This window comes from Streptomyces roseirectus, assembly GCF_014489635.1.
GTDB lineage: Bacteria > Actinomycetota > Actinomycetes > Streptomycetales > Streptomycetaceae > Streptomyces > Streptomyces roseirectus.
The window spans coordinates 2,067,149-2,087,792 of record NZ_CP060828.1 but is presented as its reverse complement, the minus strand read 5'-3'; the positions used below and the strand labels follow the sequence as shown (position 1 = coordinate 2,087,792).

Sequence of the window (20,644 nt, the reverse complement as noted above, 5' to 3'; positions counted from 1 at the left end):
GGCTTGTCGGCGCAGGTCAGGACGGGTAGGCGCCCGGCCACGGGCCCGGTGCGGGGACCTGGGGCTCCTCCTCGACCTTGGTGTCGAACAGGCGGAAGCCCCGGCGCAGGTAGTTCTCCATCGCGTGCTCGCCGTCCAGTGAGCAGGTGTGCAGCCACACCCGCTTCGTCGGCGTCCGCTCAGGCCAGCGCTCGGCGAGGTCCCAGGCGCGCGCGGTGCCGTGCGACAGGAGGTGACCGCCGATCCGCCGGCCCCGGAACGCCGGGAGCAGACCGAAGTACACGATCTCCACGACGCCGTCGTCCTGCGGGTCCAGCTCCACGTACCCCGCGGGCGTGTCCCGCTCGTACGCCACCCACGTCTCGACCCCCGGCCGCTCCAGGTGCTCCCGCCACCGCGCGTACGACCAGCCGAGCCGGTCGGTCCAGCGGATGTCCCCACCCACCGACGCGTACAGAAACCGGCTGAACTCCGGCGACGGCACCGCCGCCCGCGCGATCCGCACATCCCCCTCCGGGGCGGCGGCGGGCAGCAGATCAGTCAGCGCGGACTGCTCCAAGGACCAGGTGGTCACGGGCATCTTGCTCATGCCCGCCAGGGAATCATCCGGACGCGGGGTCTGTCGATCGAGGGTCGGGGAGTCGTGGGGGGATGGCCGACGGTGCGCGGGAACCGGGGTGAGCGGGCGGGGGGCTCTCGCGGGCGGGCGGCGATCAGGGGGGGGCGGTCGGCTTTCGGTCCCGGCGTCCCTCGGGGCGGCGACGCGCCGGGGCCGGCGTCGCGCGGGATCGGCCGACGCGTTGCCCAGGGCGGGCGGTTCCTGCGGGCCGACGCGGCTCAGGACGCGCCTGCGTTCAGGACGCGCCCGCGTTCAGGATCCGTACGCGTATCGGAGCCCGCCCGTGGATGGTGTCCCGTGGAGTGGTGTGGCGGCGTGGAGTCCGTGACCCGGCGGGGCGGTCGGCTGATGTGGTGGTCGTCGCGCCGTGGTGGGGCGCCGGCGTCCGTGGGCGGTTCGCGCTGCGGCCGGGCGGGCCGACGGCCTTCGCGTCCCCACCGGGCGGAGCCGAACCGTCCGCGCGGTGACACCGTCCGCCTGGACGCCATCCACCCGTGCCCGGGTTCCGCCCGCGCTCAGACCCCGTCCGCGTTCAGGACGCGTCCTCGCTCCACTGCTTCTTCGCCGCCCTGTCCACCGACGCCAGGGGGAGGGCGAAGAGGGTGTGGCCCGACTGGGACCAGACCTCGCCGGTGGCGGACCAGTAGGAGAGGGACTGGGGGGACGCGCTCCAGCAGGCGTGGTCGTCGGAGCTGTCGCACTCGGCGGCGGAGGTGCCGTCGGTGTTCTGGCGCCAGAGGGTGCCGTGGGTGTGGTCGGGGGCGGGGGACTGGCTGACGTACCAGGTGTCGTCGCGGGAGAGGACGCCCCGGAGGTTCTTGACGCCGGTGCGGTACGCCTCCGTCGGGGCGACCCGGCCGAAGGTGTCCGCCGCGAGGAGACCGCCCCGGTCGGGCAGGGAGCTGAAGGCGTAGCGCCACAGGCGGGCCCCGCCGCGCTTCCCGGACGCGTCGGGGCGGCCGGAGGCGGCGGCGACCAGGCTGTCGGGGACCGTGCTGCGGTCGAGGGAGATCGTGTCGGGGCGCGGTGACCCGGCGCCGAGCCGGTACGTGCCGATCGCGGGCAGCACGAACCGCGCGCCGTGCGCCGACCAGCCCCCGGCGACGCGGCCGACCGCGTCGCCGTCGACCGTGGCGCGCTGGACGCGGTTCATGTCGAAGACGTACAGCGCGGCACCGTCCCCGGCACCGGCGGTGACCAGCAGCTTGTCCTGGTACCAGACCATCCCCGACAGCTGGGAGCCCAGGGGGCGGATGTCGTTGCCGCCGTCCACCGGGACCGCCAGCAGGACCCAGGAGTACGTCAGCCGCCCGGGGTCGTTCGCGTCGACGAACGCGACCTTCGCGAGGCCGCCGGCGTGGGACCAGCCGGAGAGGATCACCCGGTTCGTGCCCCACACCCCGTCCTCGTCCGCGTCGCCCGAGGTCGTCACCGCGCCCGGACGCCAGCCACTCGTGTCGGCGGCGTCCCAGCAGTACGCGGTCGCGGGTTCCGGCTCGACGGGGAGCCCGGCCAGCTCGGCGGCCGGACACTCGGCGCGGTCGCGCAGCAGCCGGTCACCGGAGGCCAGGACGTCGCTCACCCCGACCGGACGGCCCATCCCGGCGGCGAGCCGGTCCAGCGAGGCGCGCGGCACGAGGTCTTCCGTCATCCGCAGCGCGGACGTGACCTCCACCTGCTTCAGCTCGCCCGGTGTGTCCGAGACGGTGGCCTGTGAGGCGCTGATCATGGTGGCGGCGGCGGTGAGGGCGAGGGCGGTCCCGGCGAGGAACCCGCGCAGCGCTCTGCCCCTCCGGCGCCTGCGGTGGCGGCCACGTTGCGTCATCAGTCCTCCCAAGGCGGGCCAACTGCGCCTGTTGATCCGAGCGTTGACCGAGGAGCAGGTGGGGTGACCCGTCAGCGATGCTACGGCAGACGGGCCGTGCCCGGGAGGCGGACCCGGCAAAGGATGTGCGGAAAGCGTGTGCGAGGGGAACTCGAAGGGATTTCCCTATGCCGGATCACCCCGCACGGCACCCTTCATGACGCGGAGTCACGCGCCAGCCGCACCGCCGTCGCGATCGAGTGCGGCAACAGATCCCCCGGCTCGCCGGGCAGCGCCACGGCCACCTCCACACCGTCCCGGAACCGGTACGGCCGGTGCTCAAGGAACTCGCCGAGGTAGCGGCGTATCCGCGACATCTCCGCCCGCACCGTTACCGTCCGCGCCGGATCGCCGAACACCTCCCCGGCCAGCTCCGCCGCGCTGCGCCCCTCGCGGCGGACGGCCAGCAGGTACAGCAACTCGGCGTGCCGCGGGCTCAGTTCCTGCGACCAGGCGCCCGCGCCGCCCGACACGGTCACCGACCAGCGCCGCCGCCCCGCGAGGTCCAGCGCGATCCGCTCCCCGCCGCTACGGCACCCGCCCGGCTCCACCGCGCGCACCAACCAGCCCTCGTCCAGCGGCTCCAGGGCGCACGCCCCCAGCGACGGCACCCAACACGCGCCCGCCGACGGCGACTTGGGCAGCGTGATCCGCTGGAGGTACGGCATGCCCGTGACCGCCGCCGTCCAGCCGTCCCGGTCCACGACGGCCGCCCGGCCGCCGAGCCGCGCGAGCACCGGCGCGGCCACCGCGCGCAGCCGTTGCAGCGAACCCAGGTGCGTCTCGCGCAGCCGCGCCTCCGCCAGCTTCGCCACCGACTCCACCCACGCCAGCGTCGCCGGGTGCAGGGTCTCCTGCGGGCCGCTGACGTCGACGACGCCGAGCAGGGTGCCGTCGCGCGGGTCGGTGATCGGGGCGCCCGCGCAGGTCAGGCCGGTCAGCGACCGTACGTAGTGCTCGGCGGCGAACACCTGCACCGGGCGCCGCAGCACCGCCGGGGTCCCCACCCCGTTCGTGCCGGCGACCGACTCGCTGAGGTCGGCGCCGAGGCCGAGGCCCACCTCGTCGGCCCTGCGCAGCACCGGCGAGGAGCCCTCCCGCCACAGCACGCGGCCCTCCACATCGGCGACGATCATGATGTGCCGGGCCTCGTCGGCGGCCGGCAGCAACCCCGCGCGCAGCACCGGCACGACCTCGCGCAACGGGGAGTCCGCACGCCGCCTGCGGACCTCCTCCGGCGCGAGCAGGCCGGGACCGAACTCGTGTTCCGGGTCCACGCCGTCGCGCTTCACCCTCGTCCAGGACTGCGCGATCACCTTGCGCGGCGCGGGCCGGGGCCGCCGGCTCACGGGGGCACGCCCCGGTCGGGCGGCCTCCCCGGCCACGTTCTGCGCCGCTTTCATCGGCGGATTCGCCACGGGTGCCTCCGGAGACGACGTGAAGAGAGGTACATCCTGACGCCCCGGCACGGCGTCCGGTCGCGTCCGCCCACTGGCACGGGACCGTTGCAACCCCCTGCAACCCTGGTGAACGTGCCTGTGGTCCTTGAAACTTGAGCCACGCCGACGAGAGCGGCGGCCCCGGTCTCGCAGGACCTGGGCGCGCGGGTGGTGCCGTGTCGGCGCGGCACCACCCCGTCCGGGGAGCGGCCCGGGACGGCTCTCACCCCACCCGTGCCCGCTCCACCACCGCCCCCAGGTCCAGTGTGTGCGGCAGCCCCCCGAACGTCGCCCCCGAGTCCCCGCCCAGCCGCGACGCGCAGAACGCGTCCGCGACCTCCGGCGGTGCGAAACGCACCAGCAGCGACCCCTGGAGGACCAGGGCGAAACGTTCCGCGAGGCGGCGGGCGCGGGCCTCCACGCCGGAGAGGTCCGCGAGTTCGGTCAGCAGGTTCTTGATCGCCGTGTCGAGGCGGTGGTCGGCGCCCCGGGCCCGGCCCACCTCGCGGAGATAGGCGTCCAGGGCGGCCGGTTCACGCTGGAGGGCGCGCAGGACGTCGAGGGCCTGGACGTTGCCCGCGCCCTCCCACACCGAGTTCAGCGGGGACTCCCGGACCAGGCGGGGCATGCCGGACTCCTCGACGTACCCGTTGCCGCCCAGACACTCGGCGGCCTCCACCACCACCGGTGAACAGCGCTTCGTCACCCAGTACTTGGCGGCCGGGACGGCGATCCGCAGCAGCGCGCGCTCCTGTTCGCCGCCGTCGTCGTAGGCGGCGGCGAGCCGCAGGCCGAGGGCGGTGGCCGCCTCCGACTCCAGGGCGAGATCGGCGAGGACGTTGCGCATGAGGGGCTTGTCGAGGAGCCGGCCGCCGAACGCCTCGCGGTGCGCGCAGTGGTGGATCGCCTGCGCGACGGCCTGCCGCATCAGCCCCGCCGAGCCGAGCACGCAGTCCAGGCGGGTCGCCGCGACCATGCCGATGATCGTGCGCAGCCCGTCCCCCTCGTCCCCGACCCGCCGGGCCCACGTCCCGTCGAACTCGACCTCCGCCGACGCGTTGGACCGGTTGCCCAGCTTGTCCTTGAGGCGCTGGAGCAGGAACCGGTTGCGCGACCCGTCGTCGAGGACCCGGGGCACCAGGAAGCACGTCAGCCCCTCGTCGGCCTGCGCGAGCACCAGGAAGCCGTCCGACATCGGCGCCGACAGGAACCACTTGTGCCCGGTGAGCGCGTACGCCCCCGCGTCGGCGAGCGGCCGGGCCTCCGTCGTGTTCGCGCGGACGTCGCTGCCGCCCTGCTTCTCCGTAATCCCCATGCCCAGCAGCACGCCCGCCTTCGCGAGCGGGGGCCGCGACTCCCGCTCGTACAGCGACGACGTCAGCAACGGCTCCCACACGGCCGCGAGTTCCGGGTCCGTGCGCAGCGCGGGCACCGCCGCGTGCGTCATCGACAGCGGACAGCACGTCCCCGCGTCGGCCTGCGTCCACACCAGGAACGCCGCCGCCCGCCGCACCTGGCCGCCCGGCTCCGACCAGCCCCCGGTCAGCCCCGCCCCGACGCCCTTGCCGAGCAGCCGGTGCCACGCCGGATGGAAGACGGCCTCGTCGACCCGGTTGCCGAACCGGTCGTGCGTACGAAGCCCCGGCGGGTTCCCGTCCGCCTGTGCGGCCCACTCGCGCACCTGTACGGAACCGGCCGACCGGCCCAGTTCACCGAGTCCGGTGTGGGCGGAGGCCCGCAGCTCGGGCGCCAGATGCCGGTCCACGGCCTCCGTCAGGGCCCGGTCGGAGCCGTAGACGTCATATCCGACAAGGGGAGGGGGCTGATTGGTCACGCTGTGGGTGGTCCCTGCCATGTCGCGAACCTATCCCCTCCCCGGGCGTCACGTGCGCCGACGCCGGGGGAGCGGGTATGAGTCCGGGCCGTGGTGGCGGATACCTTTAGGGCGTGCAGCCAGCAAGTCAGTCATCCGAGCACCCCGAGGTCCCGGCCGGGCGTTTCCACCGGGCACGCGCCCTCTACCGCGACGTGTCCATGCGCAGGACCGCCTGGCTGCTGCTCAAGGACACCGTCAACTCGTGCATCGAGTACCGGATCCTGGGCCTCGCCGCGGAAGCCGCGTTCTTCACGCTGCTGTCCGTGCCGCCGCTCCTGCTCAGCCTCATCGGGCTGCTCGGCTACGTCGACGACTGGACCGGCACCGACACCATCACCAGCCTGGAGAACAACCTCCTCGACGCCTCCCGCACGGTCCTGTCCGACAAGGGCGTCCAGCAGCTCGCGCAGCCGATCCTCGACGACGTCATGAAGGGCGGGCGGCCCGACATCATCTCCATAGGGTTCCTGTTCGCCCTGTGGTCGGGCTCGCGCGCGGTGAACGTCTTCATCGACACCATCACCGTCATGTACGGCCTCGACGGCGTGCGCGGCATCGTCAAGACCCGGCTCGTCGCGTTCGCCCTGTTCGTCGTCGCCCTCGTCATCGGGGCGGTCGCGCTGCCGCTGATGGTCGCCGGGCCCGACGCCGTCGTGCGGATCGTGCCCTGGTCGGCGACGCTCGTGCAGCTCCTGTACTGGCCGGTCGTCACCCTGCTGTCGATCTCGTTCCTGACGACGCTGTACCACGTGTCCGTGCCCGTGCGCTCGCCCTGGATCGAGGACGTGCCCGGCGCGCTCGTCGCCCTCGCGATGTGGGTGTTCGGCAGCTTCCTGCTGCGGATCTACCTCCAGCACACCATCGAGGGCGCCACCATCTACGGCTCCCTCGCCGCCGCCGTCGCCGTCCTGCTCTGGATCGGCGTCGCCGCCTTCGCCGTCCTCGTCGGCGCCGCCGTCAACGCCGCGATCGACCGTGTCTGGCCCGCCGCCGCCACCGCCGCCGCCCGCGCCGCCAACGAACGCCAGCGCAAGGAGGAGGTCGTCGAGTACGTCGCCCGCATGTCCGCCGCCCAGGGCTACGAGGACCCCGACGACCCCGACATGCCCTCCGAGTTCCCCGAACGCTGGTCCCGCTTCCTGCCCCACGAGAACGTGACCGCCCGGCTGCGGACCCACGCGAAGACGGTGGCGAAGGCGGAGGGGGAGGAGCGGCGGGAGAAGTGAACGCCGGCCGCTCGCCCTACGAGCGGGTGCTCACACCTTCCAGGCTCCCTCCGCCGCCGCGTCCCGCGCGAACTCCGTGAAGTCGCGCGGCGCCCGGCCCAGCACCTCCCGGACGCCGTCGGCCGACGAATACGAGTTGTGGCCGTCGAGGAGCGAGCCGAACTCGCCGACGAGGAACGCGACTTCCCCGGACGGCAGCCCGAACCCCGTCAGAACCTCGGCGTATTGCTCCGAGGTGACCGGCGTGTACGTCAGCTCGCGCCCCGCCGCCCGCCCGATCTCGGCGACGGCCTCCCGGAACGTCATCAGCCGGGGCCCGGACAGGTCCAGCGCGCGCCCCACGTACGTCTGCCCCTCGACGACCGTCCGCACGACGACCTCGGCGACGTCCGCGAGGTCCAGGAACGGCTCGGTCACCTCGTCCGCCGGGAACACCAGGTCCCCGGTGAAACGCAGGCCGTCCGCCATCGGGCCCTCGCTGAAGTTCTGCGTGAACCACGAGGCGCGGACGATCGTCCACTCCGCGCCCGACGCGATCAGCGCCTCCTCCGCCGGACGCGCCGAGCCCTGGCCGCGCCCCGACAGCAGCACGAGCCGCCGCACGCCGAGCGCCACCGCCTCCCGCGCCAGCGCCCCCACGGCACCGGCCGCGCCGGGGACACCGATGTCCGGCGGATACACCAGGTACGCCGCGTCGGCGCCGCGCAGCGTGTCCGCCCAGGTCGTCGGGTCGTCCCAGGCGAAACCCGTGGCACGCGAGGCGGGCCGCACGCGCAGCCCCGCCGCCTCGGCGGCCCGCGCCACCCGGCCACCCGTACGACCGGTCGCGCCGGTCACCACCAAGGTCAGGTCGTCGTTCGTCATGCGCCCCAGTCAACCCGCCCCCACCGCACGGGCCCATCCGCGAACGGCTCACACCCATAAGCGCGCGTCTACGCTGACCGCATGGACCCCCTCGCCGGCCTCCTGGAGGGCCCCCGCGCACGGGGCGCGTTCCTCGTCCGTGCCTGCTTCGACCCGCCGTGGAGCGTCCGGGTCGAGGACCGCGCGCCGCTGACGGTCATGCTCGTCGTCCACGGCGACGCCTGGGTGGCGCCGGACGGCGGCCCGCCGGTGCGGCTGCGGGCCGGGGACCTCGCGATCGCACGCGGCCCCGAGCCGTACACGTGCGCGGACGACCCCGCCACGCCCCCGCAGGCCCTCATCCTCCCCGGCGGGGTCTGCGCCCACCCCGACGGACGGCCCCTCGACGGGGCCATGGACCTCGGACCGCGCAGCTGGGGCAACCGGGCCGACGGATCCACCGTCGTCGTCATCGGCACCTACCTCATGCGCGGCGAGATCAGCGGACGGCTCCTCGACGCCCTGCCGCCGCTGCTCTCCCTCACCGCGCGGGAGTGGCGAAACCCCCTGACGCCGCCGCTCGTCGAGGAGATCGGGCGCGACGAACCCGGCCAGGAGGCCGTCCTCGACCGCATGCTCGACCTCGTCGTCATCGCCGCCCTGCGCGCCTGGTTCTCCCGCCCCGACGCCGAGGCGCCCCGCTGGTACAACGCCCTCGCGGACCCCGTCGTCGGCCGCGTCCTGCGCCTCCTCCAGGACGACCCCGCCCACCCCTGGATCCTCGCCGGCCTCGCCGCCAAGGCGGGCGTCTCCCGCGCGGCGCTGGCCCGCCGGTTCACGGAACTCGTGGGGGAGCCGCCGATGACGTACCTGACGCACTGGCGCCTCGCCCGCGCCGCCGACCTGCTGCGCGACACCGACGACACGATCGCCGCCGTCGCCCGTCGCGTGGGGTACGGCAGCGCGTTCACCCTCTCCAGCGCGTTCAAGCGGGTGTACGGGGTGAGTCCGCAGGAGTATCGGGGGCGGGCGTAGCGTGGGGGGTGTGTACGAGGAGCGGGCGTCGCGGGTGAGGGGCGCGGTGGTGTGGACGAAGACGCCGGGCCGGGAGGGGGTGGTGTTGCCGGACGGATGTATGGATCTGTTGTGGAGTGAGGGGCGGTTGTTGGTCGCGGGGCCTGATACCCGTGCGTATGTTCCCGAGGGGGAGCGGGTTTTCTGGGCGGGGGTTCGTTTTCGTCCCGGGACCGCTCCGGCTCTGTTGGGTGTTCCCGCGTATGAACTTCGGGACCTTCGTGTCGAGTTGGCGGACCTCTGGCCCGCATCCGAGGTGCGTCGGCTGAATGACCGTGTCGAGGCGGCGTCGGATCCGGTGGTGGAGTTGGAGAACGTGGCCCTTGAACGGGCCGTTCCGCCCGATCCGTTGCTGTCCCGCCTGGTCGCGGTTCTCGATGCCGGGCGCCCGATCGCGACGGCCGCCGATGAACTGGGGCTGAGTTCGAGGCAGTTGCATCGGCGTTCCCTGCATGCCTTTGGGTACGGTCCCAAGACCCTGTCCCGCGTCCTGCGTCTGCAACGGGCGTTGCGTCTGTTGCGGTCCGGGGTCTCTCAGGCGGAGACGGCGGTACGGGCGGGGTATGCAGATCAGGCGCATCTGTCGCGTGAAGTACGGGAGTTGACGGGGGTTACGCCGGGACAGCTGGGCGCCTAGGGCTGCTTCAGTGGGGCGAACAGGTCGACCCCGTTGCCGTCCGGGTCGTGGAGCACCGCGTACCGCTGGCCCCATGCCGCGTCCCAGGGGGCGGCCTCGCCGTGATGGCCGGCGGACGTCAACTCCTCGTAGACGGCGTCGACTTCGTCCGGATCGGCGCAGAGCAGGGCCAGGGAGGCGCGTCCGCCGGGGCCCGGGGTCTCGAAGTCCGGCATGAAGGACCGGACGGTGTCCTCGGAGTCGAGCATGAGGCGCAGTCCGCCGGGGAGGGCGGCCTCGGTGTGGCCCTCGTGCTCGGCTCCCTCGGGGAAGTCGAAGCCGAGACGGCGGTAGAAGGCGACGGAGGCGGACATGTCGTGGACGAGGAGGCCGATGGCGTCGAATCGTGGAGTCATGGGGACAACCGTAGGGAGGCGGGGAGTCGCCGGTCTTGAAGGAAACGGACGCGCCGGGAAACCCGTTTGCGTGGGCGCGCCCCCGCCGCGAGGGTGTCCCGATGACCAACCCCTCGAGACTCGAACTCCTCCGCTGGCAGACCGACTTCACCTGGTCCCTCTTCGAGTACCACCTCGACCGGCTGGAACCGGAGGACCACCTCTGGGAGCCCGCCGCCAACTGCTGGACGCTGCGGCCGGACGGGGCCGGCGGCTGGGTGCCCGACTGGGCGGAGACGGAACCCGAGCCGGTGCCGGTGCCGACGGTCGCGTGGGTCGGCTGGCATGTCGGATGGTGGCTGGGGACGGCGACGGACCACGTGCGCGGCGGGGAGGTCAGGGCGAGGGACGACGTGAAGTGGCCGGGGCCGGGGGAGCCGGCCGTCGCGTGGCTGCGGGAGGTGTACGCGCAGTGGGCTGCGGCCGTGGACGCGCTCGACGAGGGCGAGTTGGGGCGGCCGTCCGGCTATCCGTGGAGCGCGGACGCCGGGCTCACCGTCGGGCACCTCCTCGCCTGGGTGAACGCCGAGCTGATGAAGAACGTCGCGGAGATCGGCCAACTCCGGCTGATCAGAGCCGCGTGACGGAGTGTCAGTCGAAGGTGACCGGACCCTTGGGGGTGTCCAGGGTGAAGGAGATGCCGGGCGGCCCCTCGGACAGCTGGAGTTCGGCGTCCAGCGCGGCGAGCAGGGGGTGGAGCGCGGCGGGGTCGGGGGCCGTCGCCGTCAGGGAGAGCAGCGGCGTCAACGGCAGGCCGGAGGCGCTGGGGTGGGCGGAGGTGCCCCAGTCGATGAGGAACGGGACGAGCCCGGCGGACCGTTCGGTGACGCGCCAGGCGAGCAGGGTCCCGTCGGGGCGGCGGCGTGACATGGGGTGGATGTCGCCGGGGTCGTAGCCACGGGCCCGCGCGGTCGCCACCGCGAGATCGAGGTCGGGCGGCTCGATCGCCCAGGTCACCGCGCGTGCCCGGTCGATCCCGCCCAGCCCGGACGGGTCGGCCCCGTCGCGTCCCGTCTGGTCCGGGTCGGGCCCGATGATCTCCAGGTAGACCCGCCCCCCGAGCCCGACCAGGTGGTTGCGCGTACCGAGCCCGACATGCGCCCCGCCCGGCGCGGGCACGACCCCGGTCCGTCGGGTGAACTCCTCGATGGTCGCGTCCAGTTGAGGCGTCGCGAACACAAGATGGTCAAGCCGTGCGGGAATTGTGTTCATCCTGTAGGAGACTACGCGTTCCGCGTGCGCAAGGTACATATATGCAAAGGGCTGTCACGTTCACAACGCGCGGCGGCACACCCCGTGCGACTCCACCGCCCCGCACCCCTCCGGCGTCTCAACCGAGGTCCGCCAGCACGGAGTTCACCGTCCGCAGCCCCAGCTCGGACATCGCCGGATTCGTCGTCCGGTAGTAGTCGATCCCGCTGACGAACGTCAGCGCCCACCCCCGCCCCCGCGCCCAGGTCGCGTCGTCGAACCCGGCGGCCTCGCGGAACGCGGACCGGTGCGCGGCGTCCAGCAGGGCCCACGCGGGGATCGCGTCGCACGCGGGGTCCCCGACCCCGGCCGCGCCGAAGTCGATGACCGCCCCCAACTCCCCCTCCCGGACAAGGACGTTGCCGGGTATGAGGTCGCCGTGCGCCCAGACGGGAGGCCCGTCCCACTCGGGCTGCGCGAGGGCGTGCTCCCAGGCGGCGAGCACGGCGGACACGTCGACGTCGGCGGCGGCCGTGGCGATCCACGCCCGCGTGGAGACGTCCCGGGACCGCAACGGCACACCCCGGTACCCGGTCGGCGCGCCCTCGGTCCCGGCGGTCCGCAGCGCGGCCACGAACGCCCCCAACTCCCGTGCGAACGACTCCCCTTCGGCCCCGGTCGGATGCGTCCCCTCGATCCACCGGGACACCGTCCACGGGAACGGGTACCCCTCCCCGGGCCGCCCCAGCGCCACCGGCTCAGGGACGGGCGCCGGCAGCGAGGGCGCCAGCCTCGGCAGCCACGTCTCCTCGAACTCCGCCTGCTCCACGGCCTCTTCGACGATCGGCAGCCGCACCACCAGCCCGTCCCCGAGCCGGTACACCGCGTTGTTCGTCGCGGCCGTCCGCACCTCGGCGACCGCCGCCCCCGCCCACTCGGGAAACTGCGCGGCCAGCAGCCGCCGCACCAGCGCGACGTCCGTCCGGATCTCGTTCTCGTGCATCATCAGCGCGCGACACTAGCCCGGCCGGGGAGCGGACGGCATCCGAGTTTCCCGGCAACCGGTCGCCACTCTCCCGGAAACCGGTTGCCACGAAATTTTCGGTCGCCCCCACGGCCCCCGCCCGGCCCCGCGCCGCGCCGCCCGGCGGCATAGGCTCGCCCCATGGCACCACGTCTGCTCGTCTACAGCCGCACCACCGGCTACCGCCACGACTCCATCCCGTACGCGGCCGCCGCGCTGCGCGAGATCATGGGGGAGTGGACGGTCGACCACACCGAGGACCCGGCCGCCCTGGAGTCCCCGCTGGAGCGGTACGCGGCGATCGTCTTCCTCTCCACCAGCGGTGAGGTGCTGACCCCGAAGGGCCGTGAACTCCTCGCCGCGCACATGGAGTCGGGCGGTGCCTTCGTCGGCGTGCACGCGGCGTCCACCACCGAGTACGACTGGCCCTACTACGGCGAACTCGTCGGCGCCCGCTTCGACCGCCACCCCGAGTTCCAGCCCGGCAAGGCCGTCGTGGAGGACGCGGACCACCCCGCGACCCGGCACCTGCCCGGCGTCTGGGACTTCACCGACGAGTGGTACGACTTCCGCACCAACCCCCGTGGCTCCGTACGGGTGCTGCTCACCGCCGACGAGTCCTCCTACGAGGGCGGCGGCATGGGCGAGGACCACCCCCTCGCCTGGACCCGCACCCAGGGCGAGGGCCGCGTCTTCTACACGGCCCTGGGCCACGCGGACGAGGCGTACGACGACCCGGCGTTCCAGCAGCACCTGCGGGGCGGCATCATGTGGGCGGCGCAAGGGGATTGACGGGGTATTGAGAGTTGGCGGAGTGTCAGGGGCTGGCGAGGCATTGAGGGTTGACGGAGCGTCAGGAGCCGTGCACCCGCGCGGCGTCAGACCCGCGCCCCCACCCTCGGTGCCGCCGTGCTCGCCCGCACCACCATCCGCGTCGACAACTCCGTCCGCGTCCCCTCGGGATGCTCCCCGTCCATCATCCGTACCAGCAGGCGCAGCGCCGTCGCGGCCATCTCGCCCAGCGGCTGGCGGACGGTCGTGAGGCCGGGGCTGGCCCAGCGGGACTCGGGGAGGTCGTCGAAGCCGACGACGCTGACGTCGTCCGGGACCCTCAACCCCCGTTCCGCCAGGGCCTTGTAGACGCCGAGGGCCATGTGGTCGGAGCAGACGAAGACGGCGGTCGGCGGTTCGGGGAGGTCGAGGAGTTCACGCATCCGCTGCCGTGCGGCGCCCTCCTCGAAGGAGCCGTACCGGATGTACTCGGCGCGCTGTGGCAGCCCGGCGGCCGAGAGCGCCGAACGGTAGCCGGCGACACGGGCGTTGCTGCACTGCTTGCGGCGGCGCCCGGCGATGACGGCGATCCGCTCGTGGCCCAGGGCCAGCAGGTGTTCCGTCGCGCTGACCCCGCCCTGCCAGTTCGCCGCGCCCACCGACACGACGCCGGACGGCGGTTCGTGCACGGGGTCGATCATCACGAACGGGATGCGGTGCTGCTCCAGCCACGCGTACTGGGAGTCCGTCAACTCGGCCAGGTTGAACAGGACTCCGGCCGAGCCGCGTGCGGTCAGCTTGTCCAGCCAGCCGCGCTGCGGACGGTCGCCGCGCGCGGTGCGGCCGAGGCCGGCCGAGACGACGACGTCCAACCCGGCCTCGTGCGCGGCCTGTTCGACGCCGTGCAGCACCGCGCCGGACCAGGAGCTGTCGAGGGTGTGGACGACGAGGTCGACGAGGCGGGGTGGCTTCGAGGCGTCGAAGCGGGGTCTGCGGACGTAGCCGAGCCGGTCCAGCGCCTCGGTGACCCGGCGGCGGGTGTCCGGCGCCACGTCCTCGCGGCCGTTGACCACCTTCGAGGCCGTCGGCACCGACACGCCCGCCTCGCGCGCCACGACCGCCAGCGTCGGTCCGGCCGTCACGTTGGAAGTCGCCGTGCGGACCATCGGGAACCCACCTCTCCGGCCCGCCGTTGGGCCAGCGAAAGCTCGACCAGCGCTGTTTCGGCCGTTTTCGGTGTCCCGGCCGACAGAAAGCGCTTGCTATCCTAGAGGCGCCGCAGCGTGACGGGAAGACACCGGGAGTCACGGGTTCCGGCGGTCTTGACAGCGGGCCCCGACTTTCGAAACTTCGAACGCCGGGTTGCTCTGGAGGTTGTTCCGTCCTGAGGGGGCGGCACCATCTCCGCAATGCGCATGCCGGGACTCGCCGGGAGTATGGGGCCATGTGCGCTGACATCAGTCCTTTCCGGATTCGGATCCCGCAGGCCGATCTCGATGACCTGCACGACCGTCTGGCGCGCACCCGGTCGCCGTATCCGGTCCCCGGCGCCGAGTCGGAATGGGATCACGGCATCCCGTCGGCCTACCTCGACGATCTGGCGGGCTACTGGGCGAACGGCTTCGACTGGCGGGCCCACGAGGCCAGGCTCAACACCTTTCCGCAGTTCCTGACCGAGATCGACGGGCAGACCATCCATTTCCTGCACCTCCGCTCGCCGGAGCCGGACGCCATGCCGCTCCTGCTCAATCACAGCTATCCGACCTCCTTCGTGGAGTTCCTGGAGGCCAGTGGGCCGCTGACCGATCCCCGTGCCCACGGCGGGGACCCGGCCGACGCGTTCCACGTCGTCGTTCCCTCGCTGCCGGGGTTCGTCTTCTCCAGCCCGCTCTCGGCGCGCGGCTGGAATCTGGAGCGCACCGCGACGGCCTTCGGGGAGCTCATGGGGCGTCTGGGCTATGAACGCTTCGGCGTGGAAGGGGGCGACCTCGGGGCCGGTGTGACCGGGCGGGTGGCGTTGCTGATGCCCGAGCGGGTGATCGGCGCGCACGTCCATGGTGACCGGCTTCAGCTCGGTATGGCCGGCGAGGACTTTCCTGTGCCCGAGGGGCTGAGCCCGCAGGAGCGAGCCGAACTCGAAGAGGCGCAGCGTAGTTGGTCGCAGATGAAGGGGTACCGGGTGCTGCACTCGACCGCGCCCAACGCCCTCTCGGCGGGGCTGGCGGACTCGCCGGTCCTGCAACTGGCCTGGATCGCGGAGAAGTTCGCGCAGTGGGCCAACCCCGCCACGCCCATCGGCCGCGAGGACGTCCTGATCACCGCGAGCCTCTACTGGTTCACCCGGACCGGGCCCGCGGCGGGCGACTTCTACTGGGAACTGGCCCACGCCGACGACCCGGGCTGGGGCGGCGCGTCCGCCGTCCCCATGGCCTCCTCGCTGTTCCACAGCGACCCCCTGGTCCGCAAGGTCCTCGGGCCCGGCGACAGCACGACCTTCTTCCGGGAGCACACCGAAGGCGGGCACTTCCCCGCGTTCGAGGTTCCCGGCCTGTTCGTCGACGACATCCGCGCGTTCTTCAGGACACTCCGTACCGGTCACGGGACGACCTCTGCGGCAGTTCCTCGCACTCCAGGCGGAAGTCCCGGAAGTCCGCCGTGAACGCGGCGTCGACGAGGTCCCTGGCGTGGATGCCGACCAGTGTGCCGGTGAACCTCAGCCGGTCGCCGTGGTCGTCGGACAGACGGCTCGCGTCCAGGGCGGGGCCGACGGGGGTGTACGTGTCGCCGCGCAGGTACCAGAACCTCGCCTCCGGTCCCTCGACGGAGACGCCCAGCGTGATCGGCTCCGCCAAGTCGACGTCCACGACGGCGACTTCACGCGCGCCGGTCTCGTCCCGCTCGACCAGACTCAGCACCGTCCGCCCCTCCCCCCGCCACTGCTGACCCCGCTGCCCCTCCCCCTCCGGCTCCGCCCACGTCACATCCAGACTCAGGTACGCCTCCCCGTCGTACCGCAGCATCAGCCCAGCAGCCTGCGTGAACGTCACCGGCCTCGCCTCCACGGTGACTTGAGCGACGGCATGGTGCTCCGTGAGCCGCTGCGCCAACAGACTCTGCGCCCACCGGGACTCGGGCCCCTGCCGCCCCCGCAGCCTGATCCAGCCGGGGCGGGACGTGGTGTCGGCCCAGGTGGGGGAGGGGGGTTCGCGCAGGGTGCTCCAGGGCCAGGTGAGGGGGACGGGGGTGTGGGGGCCGTTGTCCGGGGAGGCGGGGGCGTCGTGCTCCCCGGCCGTCCTTGCCCCCGTGACATCCACCGTCTCCGCCGGATGCCACCCCCCGCCCCTCAACCGGGGCCACCCGTCGGTGTCCCACTCCAGCGCCTGGACGGCGGTTTCCCGGCCGAGGGTGCAGCGGGGGCCTGAGGGGGTCGGGAGGGGGCGGCCTGTCAGGTGGCTGAGGAACCACTCGCCGCTGGTTGTCTCGACCAGCTCCGCGTGGCCCGCCTTTTGTAGGGGGAGGGAGGGGGCGTCTCGGGAGGTCAGGAGGGGGCGGGCGGAGAGTTCGTAGGGGCCGGTCAACGCGCGGCTGCGGGCCGTGAGGACGCCGTGGTCGAAGCCGGTGCCGCCCTCGGCGAGGATGAGGTGGTACCAGCCGTCGCGGTGGACCAACTTGGGGCCCTCGATGAGGCGTTCGTGTTGGAGGAGGAGGTGGGTGGGGGAGAGGGGGGTCAGCGAGGTGCGGTCCAGTTGCGTTGCGGTGATGCCGGAGAAGCGGTTGCCGGAGGGGCGGTGGTCGGTCTGGAGGTTGAGGAGCCAGAGGCGCCCGGCCTCGTGGAAGAGGGCGGGGTCGAAGCCGTGGCTGGGGACGCGGCGGGGTGGGGACCAGGGGCCAGTGGGGTCCGGCGCGGTGGTGACGTAGGTGTCGAGGTCGAAGTAGGGCGTGCCGACCGAGCGGACGATCGCGTACACCATCCAGAACGTCGCGCCGTCGAAGCTGAGCGACGGCGCCCAGATCCCACCCGAATCGGGCACGCCCGCAAGGGAGTTGCCGGGGACGGCGCCGGAGACGTGCCCGGCGTACTCCCAGTGCGCGAGGTCACGGGAGCGGTGGATGGGAATCGTGGGGAACCACTCGAACGAACTCGTGGCGATGTAGTACCAGTCGCCGGCCCGGACCAGCGAGGGATCGGGGGCGAACCCCCGGATGACCGGGTTGCGGGCGATCAACCCCCCTTCATCGCACATCACTTGAGCGCCCCCAGCGTCACACCCGACTTCCAGTACCGGCGCATCGCGACCATCATGACGGCCATCGGCACGATGGACAGCAGCGCCCCGGTCAGCACGAGCCCGGTGAGGTCGACGCCCGACTCCAGGCGTTTGCCGGACCAGTTGTAGAGCCCGATGTTGAGCGTCCAGTTGTTCTCGCCGCGCAGCACGGTCAGCGGCAGGAAGAAGGAGTTCCACGTGTTGACGAAGGCGAGGAGGAACACCGTCGCCCCGCCCGTCGTCATCATGCGCAGCACGATGGAGAAGAAGATCCGCAGCTCACCGGCGCCGTCGAGGCGCGCGGCCTCCAGGAGTTCGTAGGGGATCGTGGACTCGGTGTAGACCTTGGCGAGGTACACGCTGAACGGGTTGATCAGACAGGGGACCAGCATCGCCCAGGGCGTGTCGACCATGCCGATCTCGGAGAACAGCAGGTACAGCGGGAGCGTCAGCAGCGCGATCGGGATCATGAACGAGCCGACGACGGACGCGAAGACGAACCCCCGGCCGGGGAAGTCGAAGCGCGCGAGCCCGTACCCGGTCGCGAGGGCGATCAGGGTGCCGCCGAGGGAGCCGACGCCCGCGTAGAGAAGGGAGTTGGCGGTCCAGCGCAGGAAGATGCCGTCCTCGTAGGTGAACACCTGGCGGAGGTTGTCCCACAGGTGCCAGCCGGAGAACCACAGCCCGTTGGACTGGTACAGCCCCGTACGGTCCTTGGTGGCCGCCACGATCAGCCACCACACCGGGAACAGGCTGTAGACGGACGCGAGGACGAGCCCGACGAGCAGGAACCGCTGCCCGCCGCGTGAACGTGCCCGCGGATCGGGCCGGTTGAGCCTGCGCACCGACGTCTTCGGCGCACGGTCCTGGGTGAGGGTCATCAGTCGGCCTCCCTCGATGTCAGCCGGTAGAAGACGAAGGAGGCGAGGCCCAGGATCAGCGCGAGGAGCACCGAAAGGGCCGCGGCGTAGTGGTAGTTGCCCGCGTTGAACGCCTGGTTGTAGATGATCATGATCGGCGTGAAGCTGTCGTTCACCGTCTGCGGCGTGACGTTGCGGAACAGCGCGGGCTCGTTGAACAGCTGGAGCATCTGAATGATCGACAGCAGCCCCGTCAGCACCAACGCGCCCCGCACGTACGGAACTTTGATGCTGCGGGCGATCCGGATCTCCGAGGCCCCGTCGAGCCGCGCCGCCTCGAACAGCTCGCGCGGCACCGCCTGGAGCGCGGAGTAGATGATGACCATGTTGTAGCCGATGCCGTGCCAGGTCAGCAGGTTGCCGATGGACGGCCACACCATCGACGGCACGAAGAAGTTCCAGTGGAACCCGAACGCGTCGCCGATCGCGGTGAGCGGGCCGACGTCCGGACTGTAGAGGTTGATCCACACGATCGCCGCGACGACCCCCGGGATCATGTACGGCACGAGCAGCAGGATCCGGAACCGGCTCGCCGCGCGCGAGGTCACCGCGTCCAGCAGGAGCGCGAGGACGAGGCTGACCATCAGCATCACCGGGATCTGCACGCAGGCGAACACCACCACGCGCAGCACGGAGCCCATGAACGCCGAATCGGTCAGCCCCTGGCGGTAGTTGGCGAGTCCGGTGAACTCCTCGGTGCCGCCGCCGAGCCCGAGCCCGGACTGCTGGACCTTGTAGAGCGACTGATACACGGCGTAGCCGATGGGCAGCAAGTACAGGAAGACGAAGCCGAGTTGGAAGGGCACCGTGAAGGCGGCACCCTTCCAGCGCTGGGAGCGGATCATCTGAGGCTCCCTCAGCCCTTCACGCTGATGCCGCGCGACCTGAGGTCGTCGACCGTCCACTTCTGCATGTGCGCGAGCAGGTCGGTGACCTTCTGCTCCTTGCTGACGACCTTGGCCCAGCCCGCCTGCAACTCGGTGAACATGGCCGTCCAGTTCGGGCCGAACGTCCAGTCGGTGGTGACCGTGTCCAGGCTGTCGGAGACGACCTTCTTCGCCGGTGCGTAGTGCGTGCCGAGCAGCTTCCGCGAGATCGACGCGTCGACGTAGGAGCTGGTGTCGGCGAGGGCGGGCATCACGCCGTTGCCGGTCTCGGGGCTCGCCATCGTCCGCACGGCACCCGGGTCGGTCGACATCCACAACGCGGCCTCGGCGGCCTGCTGTTGGTGCTTGCAGTCCTTGGTGACGAGGTTGACGCCGCCCGTCAGGTTGGTGCCGGCCGGCGTCTTGGCGGCCTCGCCCGCGAACGCCGGCCACGGCGCCAGCGCCCACTGGCCGAACGACTTGGTGAAGTTCTGCACCATGCCCGCCATCTGCCAGGTGGAGATCTGCCGGGTGACGGTGCCGCCGTTGTCGTAGTTGCGCTGCACGGCCGCGTAATCGGCGAACGACAGCGTCGAGTTGAGGTCGTTGTCGATGACGTCCTGGATGACCTTCGCGGCCTTCAGGGTGCCCGCGTCCTGGAAGTCGATCTTCCAGGCGTCGCCGTCGATCGCGTACCAGTGCGCGCCCGCCTGCATCGCCAGCACCTCCAGCGTGGAGGGGTCCTCACCGGCGTAGTTGGTGATCTTCACGCCGTGCTTCTTGAGCTCCTTGCCGGCCGCGACGAACTCCTCCCACGTCGTGGGCGCCTTGACGCCGTACTTCTGGAAGACATCGGCCCGGTAGATCGTGAAGTTCGGGGACGAACTCGTCGGCACGCCATAGAACGTGCCCCGCACCTGCGCGCTCGCCCAGGAACCGGCGTTGAACTTCGCCCTGCTCGGCTCGACGTACTTCGAGATGTCGGCGAGCGCGCCCTGGGACACCCACGTCGTCACGTACTCGGCCGTGTTCTGCACGAGACAGGGCGCGTTGCCCGCCTTCACCGCGTTGGTCAGCTGCTTCTGCATCGTCAACTGGTCGGTGACCTTCGTGTACTTGAGCCGGACGTCCTGGTGCGCCGCGTTGAACGCCTTGACGACCGCCGGCTGGCCGTTGGCCCAGCCCCAGTAGTCGAGCGTCACCGGACCCGACGCCGAGGAGCCGTCGTCGTCACCCGAACCGCCGCAGGCGGCGAGCAGACCTGTCAGCGCGACTCCCGCGACGGCGGCGCGGGCGATCCTTCTGCGGGGGCTGAGGGCATTCATCTGACCGTGTTCCTTCGGGAATCAGGCGTCTCGGCGGGGCGAGATCGGCGGCTCGGTACTGGCCGTGCGCGGCGGCCGGACGGCGGGAGGATCGCGGCGTCGGGCCGGGCTCAAGAAGAAGCGGTAGTAACCGGTTGCTGCGACCGTAGGCCGACGAGAACGGCATTATCAAGAGGCGTGCGAGAAAAATCTTGGACGAATCGACCCGAAATTCGGTAACCGCTTACGGCACCTGGGACAAGCCTCGGAGGCCCCTCGACTCGGGCC

General features: G+C 72.0%; 19 protein-coding genes. 6 read left to right on the top strand and 13 right to left on the bottom strand.

Annotated elements, in window-relative coordinates; all coding sequences use genetic code 11:
* Positions 1 to 16: 16 nt before the first annotated feature.
* From IAG44_RS08545 to IAG44_RS08530, 4 genes are all read right to left on the bottom strand, one after another.
* Positions 17 to 589, bottom strand: a complete 573-nt coding sequence (locus IAG44_RS08545; protein WP_187746524.1) for a GNAT family N-acetyltransferase — start codon at positions 587 to 589, stop codon at positions 17 to 19.
* A gap of 562 nt (positions 590 to 1,151) precedes the next feature.
* The gene (locus IAG44_RS08540; RefSeq protein WP_187746523.1) at positions 1,152 to 2,444 is read right to left on the bottom strand and encodes a hypothetical protein; all 1,293 of its coding nucleotides are present in this window, start codon (positions 2,442 to 2,444) and stop codon (positions 1,152 to 1,154) included.
* Between the two features lie 194 nt (positions 2,445 to 2,638).
* The gene (locus tag IAG44_RS08535; RefSeq protein ID WP_187752577.1) at positions 2,639 to 3,886 is read right to left on the bottom strand and encodes a GAF domain-containing protein; all 1,248 of its coding nucleotides are present in this window, start codon (positions 3,884 to 3,886) and stop codon (positions 2,639 to 2,641) included.
* A gap of 259 nt (positions 3,887 to 4,145) precedes the next feature.
* Entirely contained in the window at positions 4,146 to 5,777 is a 1,632-nt protein-coding gene (locus tag IAG44_RS08530; protein ID WP_187746522.1) for an acyl-CoA dehydrogenase family protein, read from the bottom strand.
* Between the two features lie 92 nt (positions 5,778 to 5,869).
* Between IAG44_RS08530 and IAG44_RS08525 the strand changes: the two genes are divergently transcribed.
* Positions 5,870 to 7,024, top strand: coding sequence for a YihY/virulence factor BrkB family protein (locus tag IAG44_RS08525; protein WP_187746521.1), 1,155 nt, complete (start codon positions 5,870 to 5,872; stop codon positions 7,022 to 7,024).
* A gap of 30 nt (positions 7,025 to 7,054) precedes the next feature.
* On the opposite strand, the gene IAG44_RS08520 is transcribed toward IAG44_RS08525, so the two are convergent.
* Positions 7,055 to 7,888 (bottom strand): SDR family oxidoreductase, encoded by an 834-nt coding sequence (locus IAG44_RS08520; protein WP_187746520.1) that lies wholly within the window; start codon positions 7,886 to 7,888, stop codon positions 7,055 to 7,057.
* Positions 7,889 to 7,969: 81 nt separating this feature from the next.
* On the opposite strand from IAG44_RS08520, the gene IAG44_RS08515 reads away from it, so the two are divergent.
* Together IAG44_RS08515 and IAG44_RS08510 are read left to right on the top strand one after the other, a co-directional pair.
* Entirely contained in the window at positions 7,970 to 8,902 is a 933-nt protein-coding gene (locus IAG44_RS08515; protein WP_187746519.1) for an AraC family transcriptional regulator, read from the top strand.
* 10 nt (positions 8,903 to 8,912) lie between these two features.
* Positions 8,913 to 9,578: a helix-turn-helix domain-containing protein gene (locus IAG44_RS08510; RefSeq protein WP_187746518.1), complete on the top strand. Its 666-nt coding sequence runs from the start codon at positions 8,913 to 8,915 to the stop codon at positions 9,576 to 9,578.
* Here IAG44_RS08510 and IAG44_RS08505 read toward each other — a convergent pair.
* Entirely contained in the window at positions 9,575 to 9,973 is a 399-nt protein-coding gene (locus tag IAG44_RS08505; RefSeq protein ID WP_187746517.1) for a VOC family protein, read from the bottom strand. The two genes, IAG44_RS08510 and IAG44_RS08505, sit on opposite strands and share 4 nt — an antisense overlap.
* Positions 9,974 to 10,074: 101 nt before the next feature.
* On the opposite strand from IAG44_RS08505, the gene IAG44_RS08500 reads away from it, so the two are divergent.
* Entirely contained in the window at positions 10,075 to 10,596 is a 522-nt protein-coding gene (locus IAG44_RS08500) for a DinB family protein (protein WP_187746516.1), read from the top strand.
* 7 nt (positions 10,597 to 10,603) lie between these two features.
* Here IAG44_RS08500 and IAG44_RS08495 read toward each other — a convergent pair whose 3' ends face one another.
* Both IAG44_RS08495 and IAG44_RS08490 read right to left on the bottom strand, forming a co-directional pair.
* Positions 10,604 to 11,224 carry a VOC family protein gene (locus IAG44_RS08495; RefSeq protein ID WP_187746515.1) on the bottom strand — a complete coding sequence of 207 codons (621 nt, stop codon included), beginning with the start codon at positions 11,222 to 11,224 and terminating at the stop codon, positions 10,604 to 10,606.
* Between the two features lie 118 nt (positions 11,225 to 11,342).
* Complete coding sequence (locus IAG44_RS08490) at positions 11,343 to 12,209, bottom strand: aminoglycoside phosphotransferase family protein (protein ID WP_187746514.1); 867 nt, start codon at positions 12,207 to 12,209, stop codon at positions 11,343 to 11,345.
* A 159-nt stretch (positions 12,210 to 12,368) separates the two neighbouring features.
* On the opposite strand from IAG44_RS08490, the gene IAG44_RS08485 reads away from it, so the two are divergent.
* Positions 12,369 to 13,019 (top strand): ThuA domain-containing protein, encoded by a 651-nt coding sequence (locus IAG44_RS08485; RefSeq protein WP_187746513.1) that lies wholly within the window; start codon positions 12,369 to 12,371, stop codon positions 13,017 to 13,019.
* Between the two features lie 86 nt (positions 13,020 to 13,105).
* On the opposite strand, the gene IAG44_RS08480 is transcribed toward IAG44_RS08485, so the two are convergent.
* Complete coding sequence (locus IAG44_RS08480; protein WP_187746512.1) at positions 13,106 to 14,164, bottom strand: LacI family DNA-binding transcriptional regulator; 1,059 nt, start codon at positions 14,162 to 14,164, stop codon at positions 13,106 to 13,108.
* A gap of 278 nt (positions 14,165 to 14,442) precedes the next feature.
* Between IAG44_RS08480 and IAG44_RS08475 the strand changes: the two genes are divergently transcribed.
* Positions 14,443 to 15,657, top strand: a complete 1,215-nt coding sequence (locus IAG44_RS08475; RefSeq protein ID WP_187746511.1) for an epoxide hydrolase family protein — start codon at positions 14,443 to 14,445, stop codon at positions 15,655 to 15,657.
* Here IAG44_RS08475 and IAG44_RS08470 read toward each other — a convergent pair.
* Genes IAG44_RS08470 through IAG44_RS08455 form a run of 4 tightly spaced genes read right to left on the bottom strand, consistent with a single transcriptional unit; the run spans position 15,575 to position 20,377 of the window.
* Positions 15,575 to 17,242, bottom strand: coding sequence for a glycoside hydrolase family 43 protein (locus IAG44_RS08470; protein WP_187746510.1), 1,668 nt, complete (start codon positions 17,240 to 17,242; stop codon positions 15,575 to 15,577). The two genes, IAG44_RS08475 and IAG44_RS08470, sit on opposite strands and share 83 nt — an antisense overlap.
* The gene (locus IAG44_RS08465) at positions 17,242 to 18,147 is read right to left on the bottom strand and encodes a carbohydrate ABC transporter permease (RefSeq protein ID WP_187746509.1); all 906 of its coding nucleotides are present in this window, start codon (positions 18,145 to 18,147) and stop codon (positions 17,242 to 17,244) included. Before IAG44_RS08465 ends, IAG44_RS08470 begins: the two co-directional genes overlap by 1 nt.
* Positions 18,147 to 19,031, bottom strand: coding sequence for a carbohydrate ABC transporter permease (locus tag IAG44_RS08460; protein ID WP_187746508.1), 885 nt, complete (start codon positions 19,029 to 19,031; stop codon positions 18,147 to 18,149). Before IAG44_RS08460 ends, IAG44_RS08465 begins: the two co-directional genes overlap by 1 nt.
* A gap of 11 nt (positions 19,032 to 19,042) precedes the next feature.
* Complete coding sequence (locus IAG44_RS08455) at positions 19,043 to 20,377, bottom strand: ABC transporter substrate-binding protein (protein ID WP_187746507.1); 1,335 nt, start codon at positions 20,375 to 20,377, stop codon at positions 19,043 to 19,045.
* Positions 20,378 to 20,644: the final 267 nt, after the last annotated feature.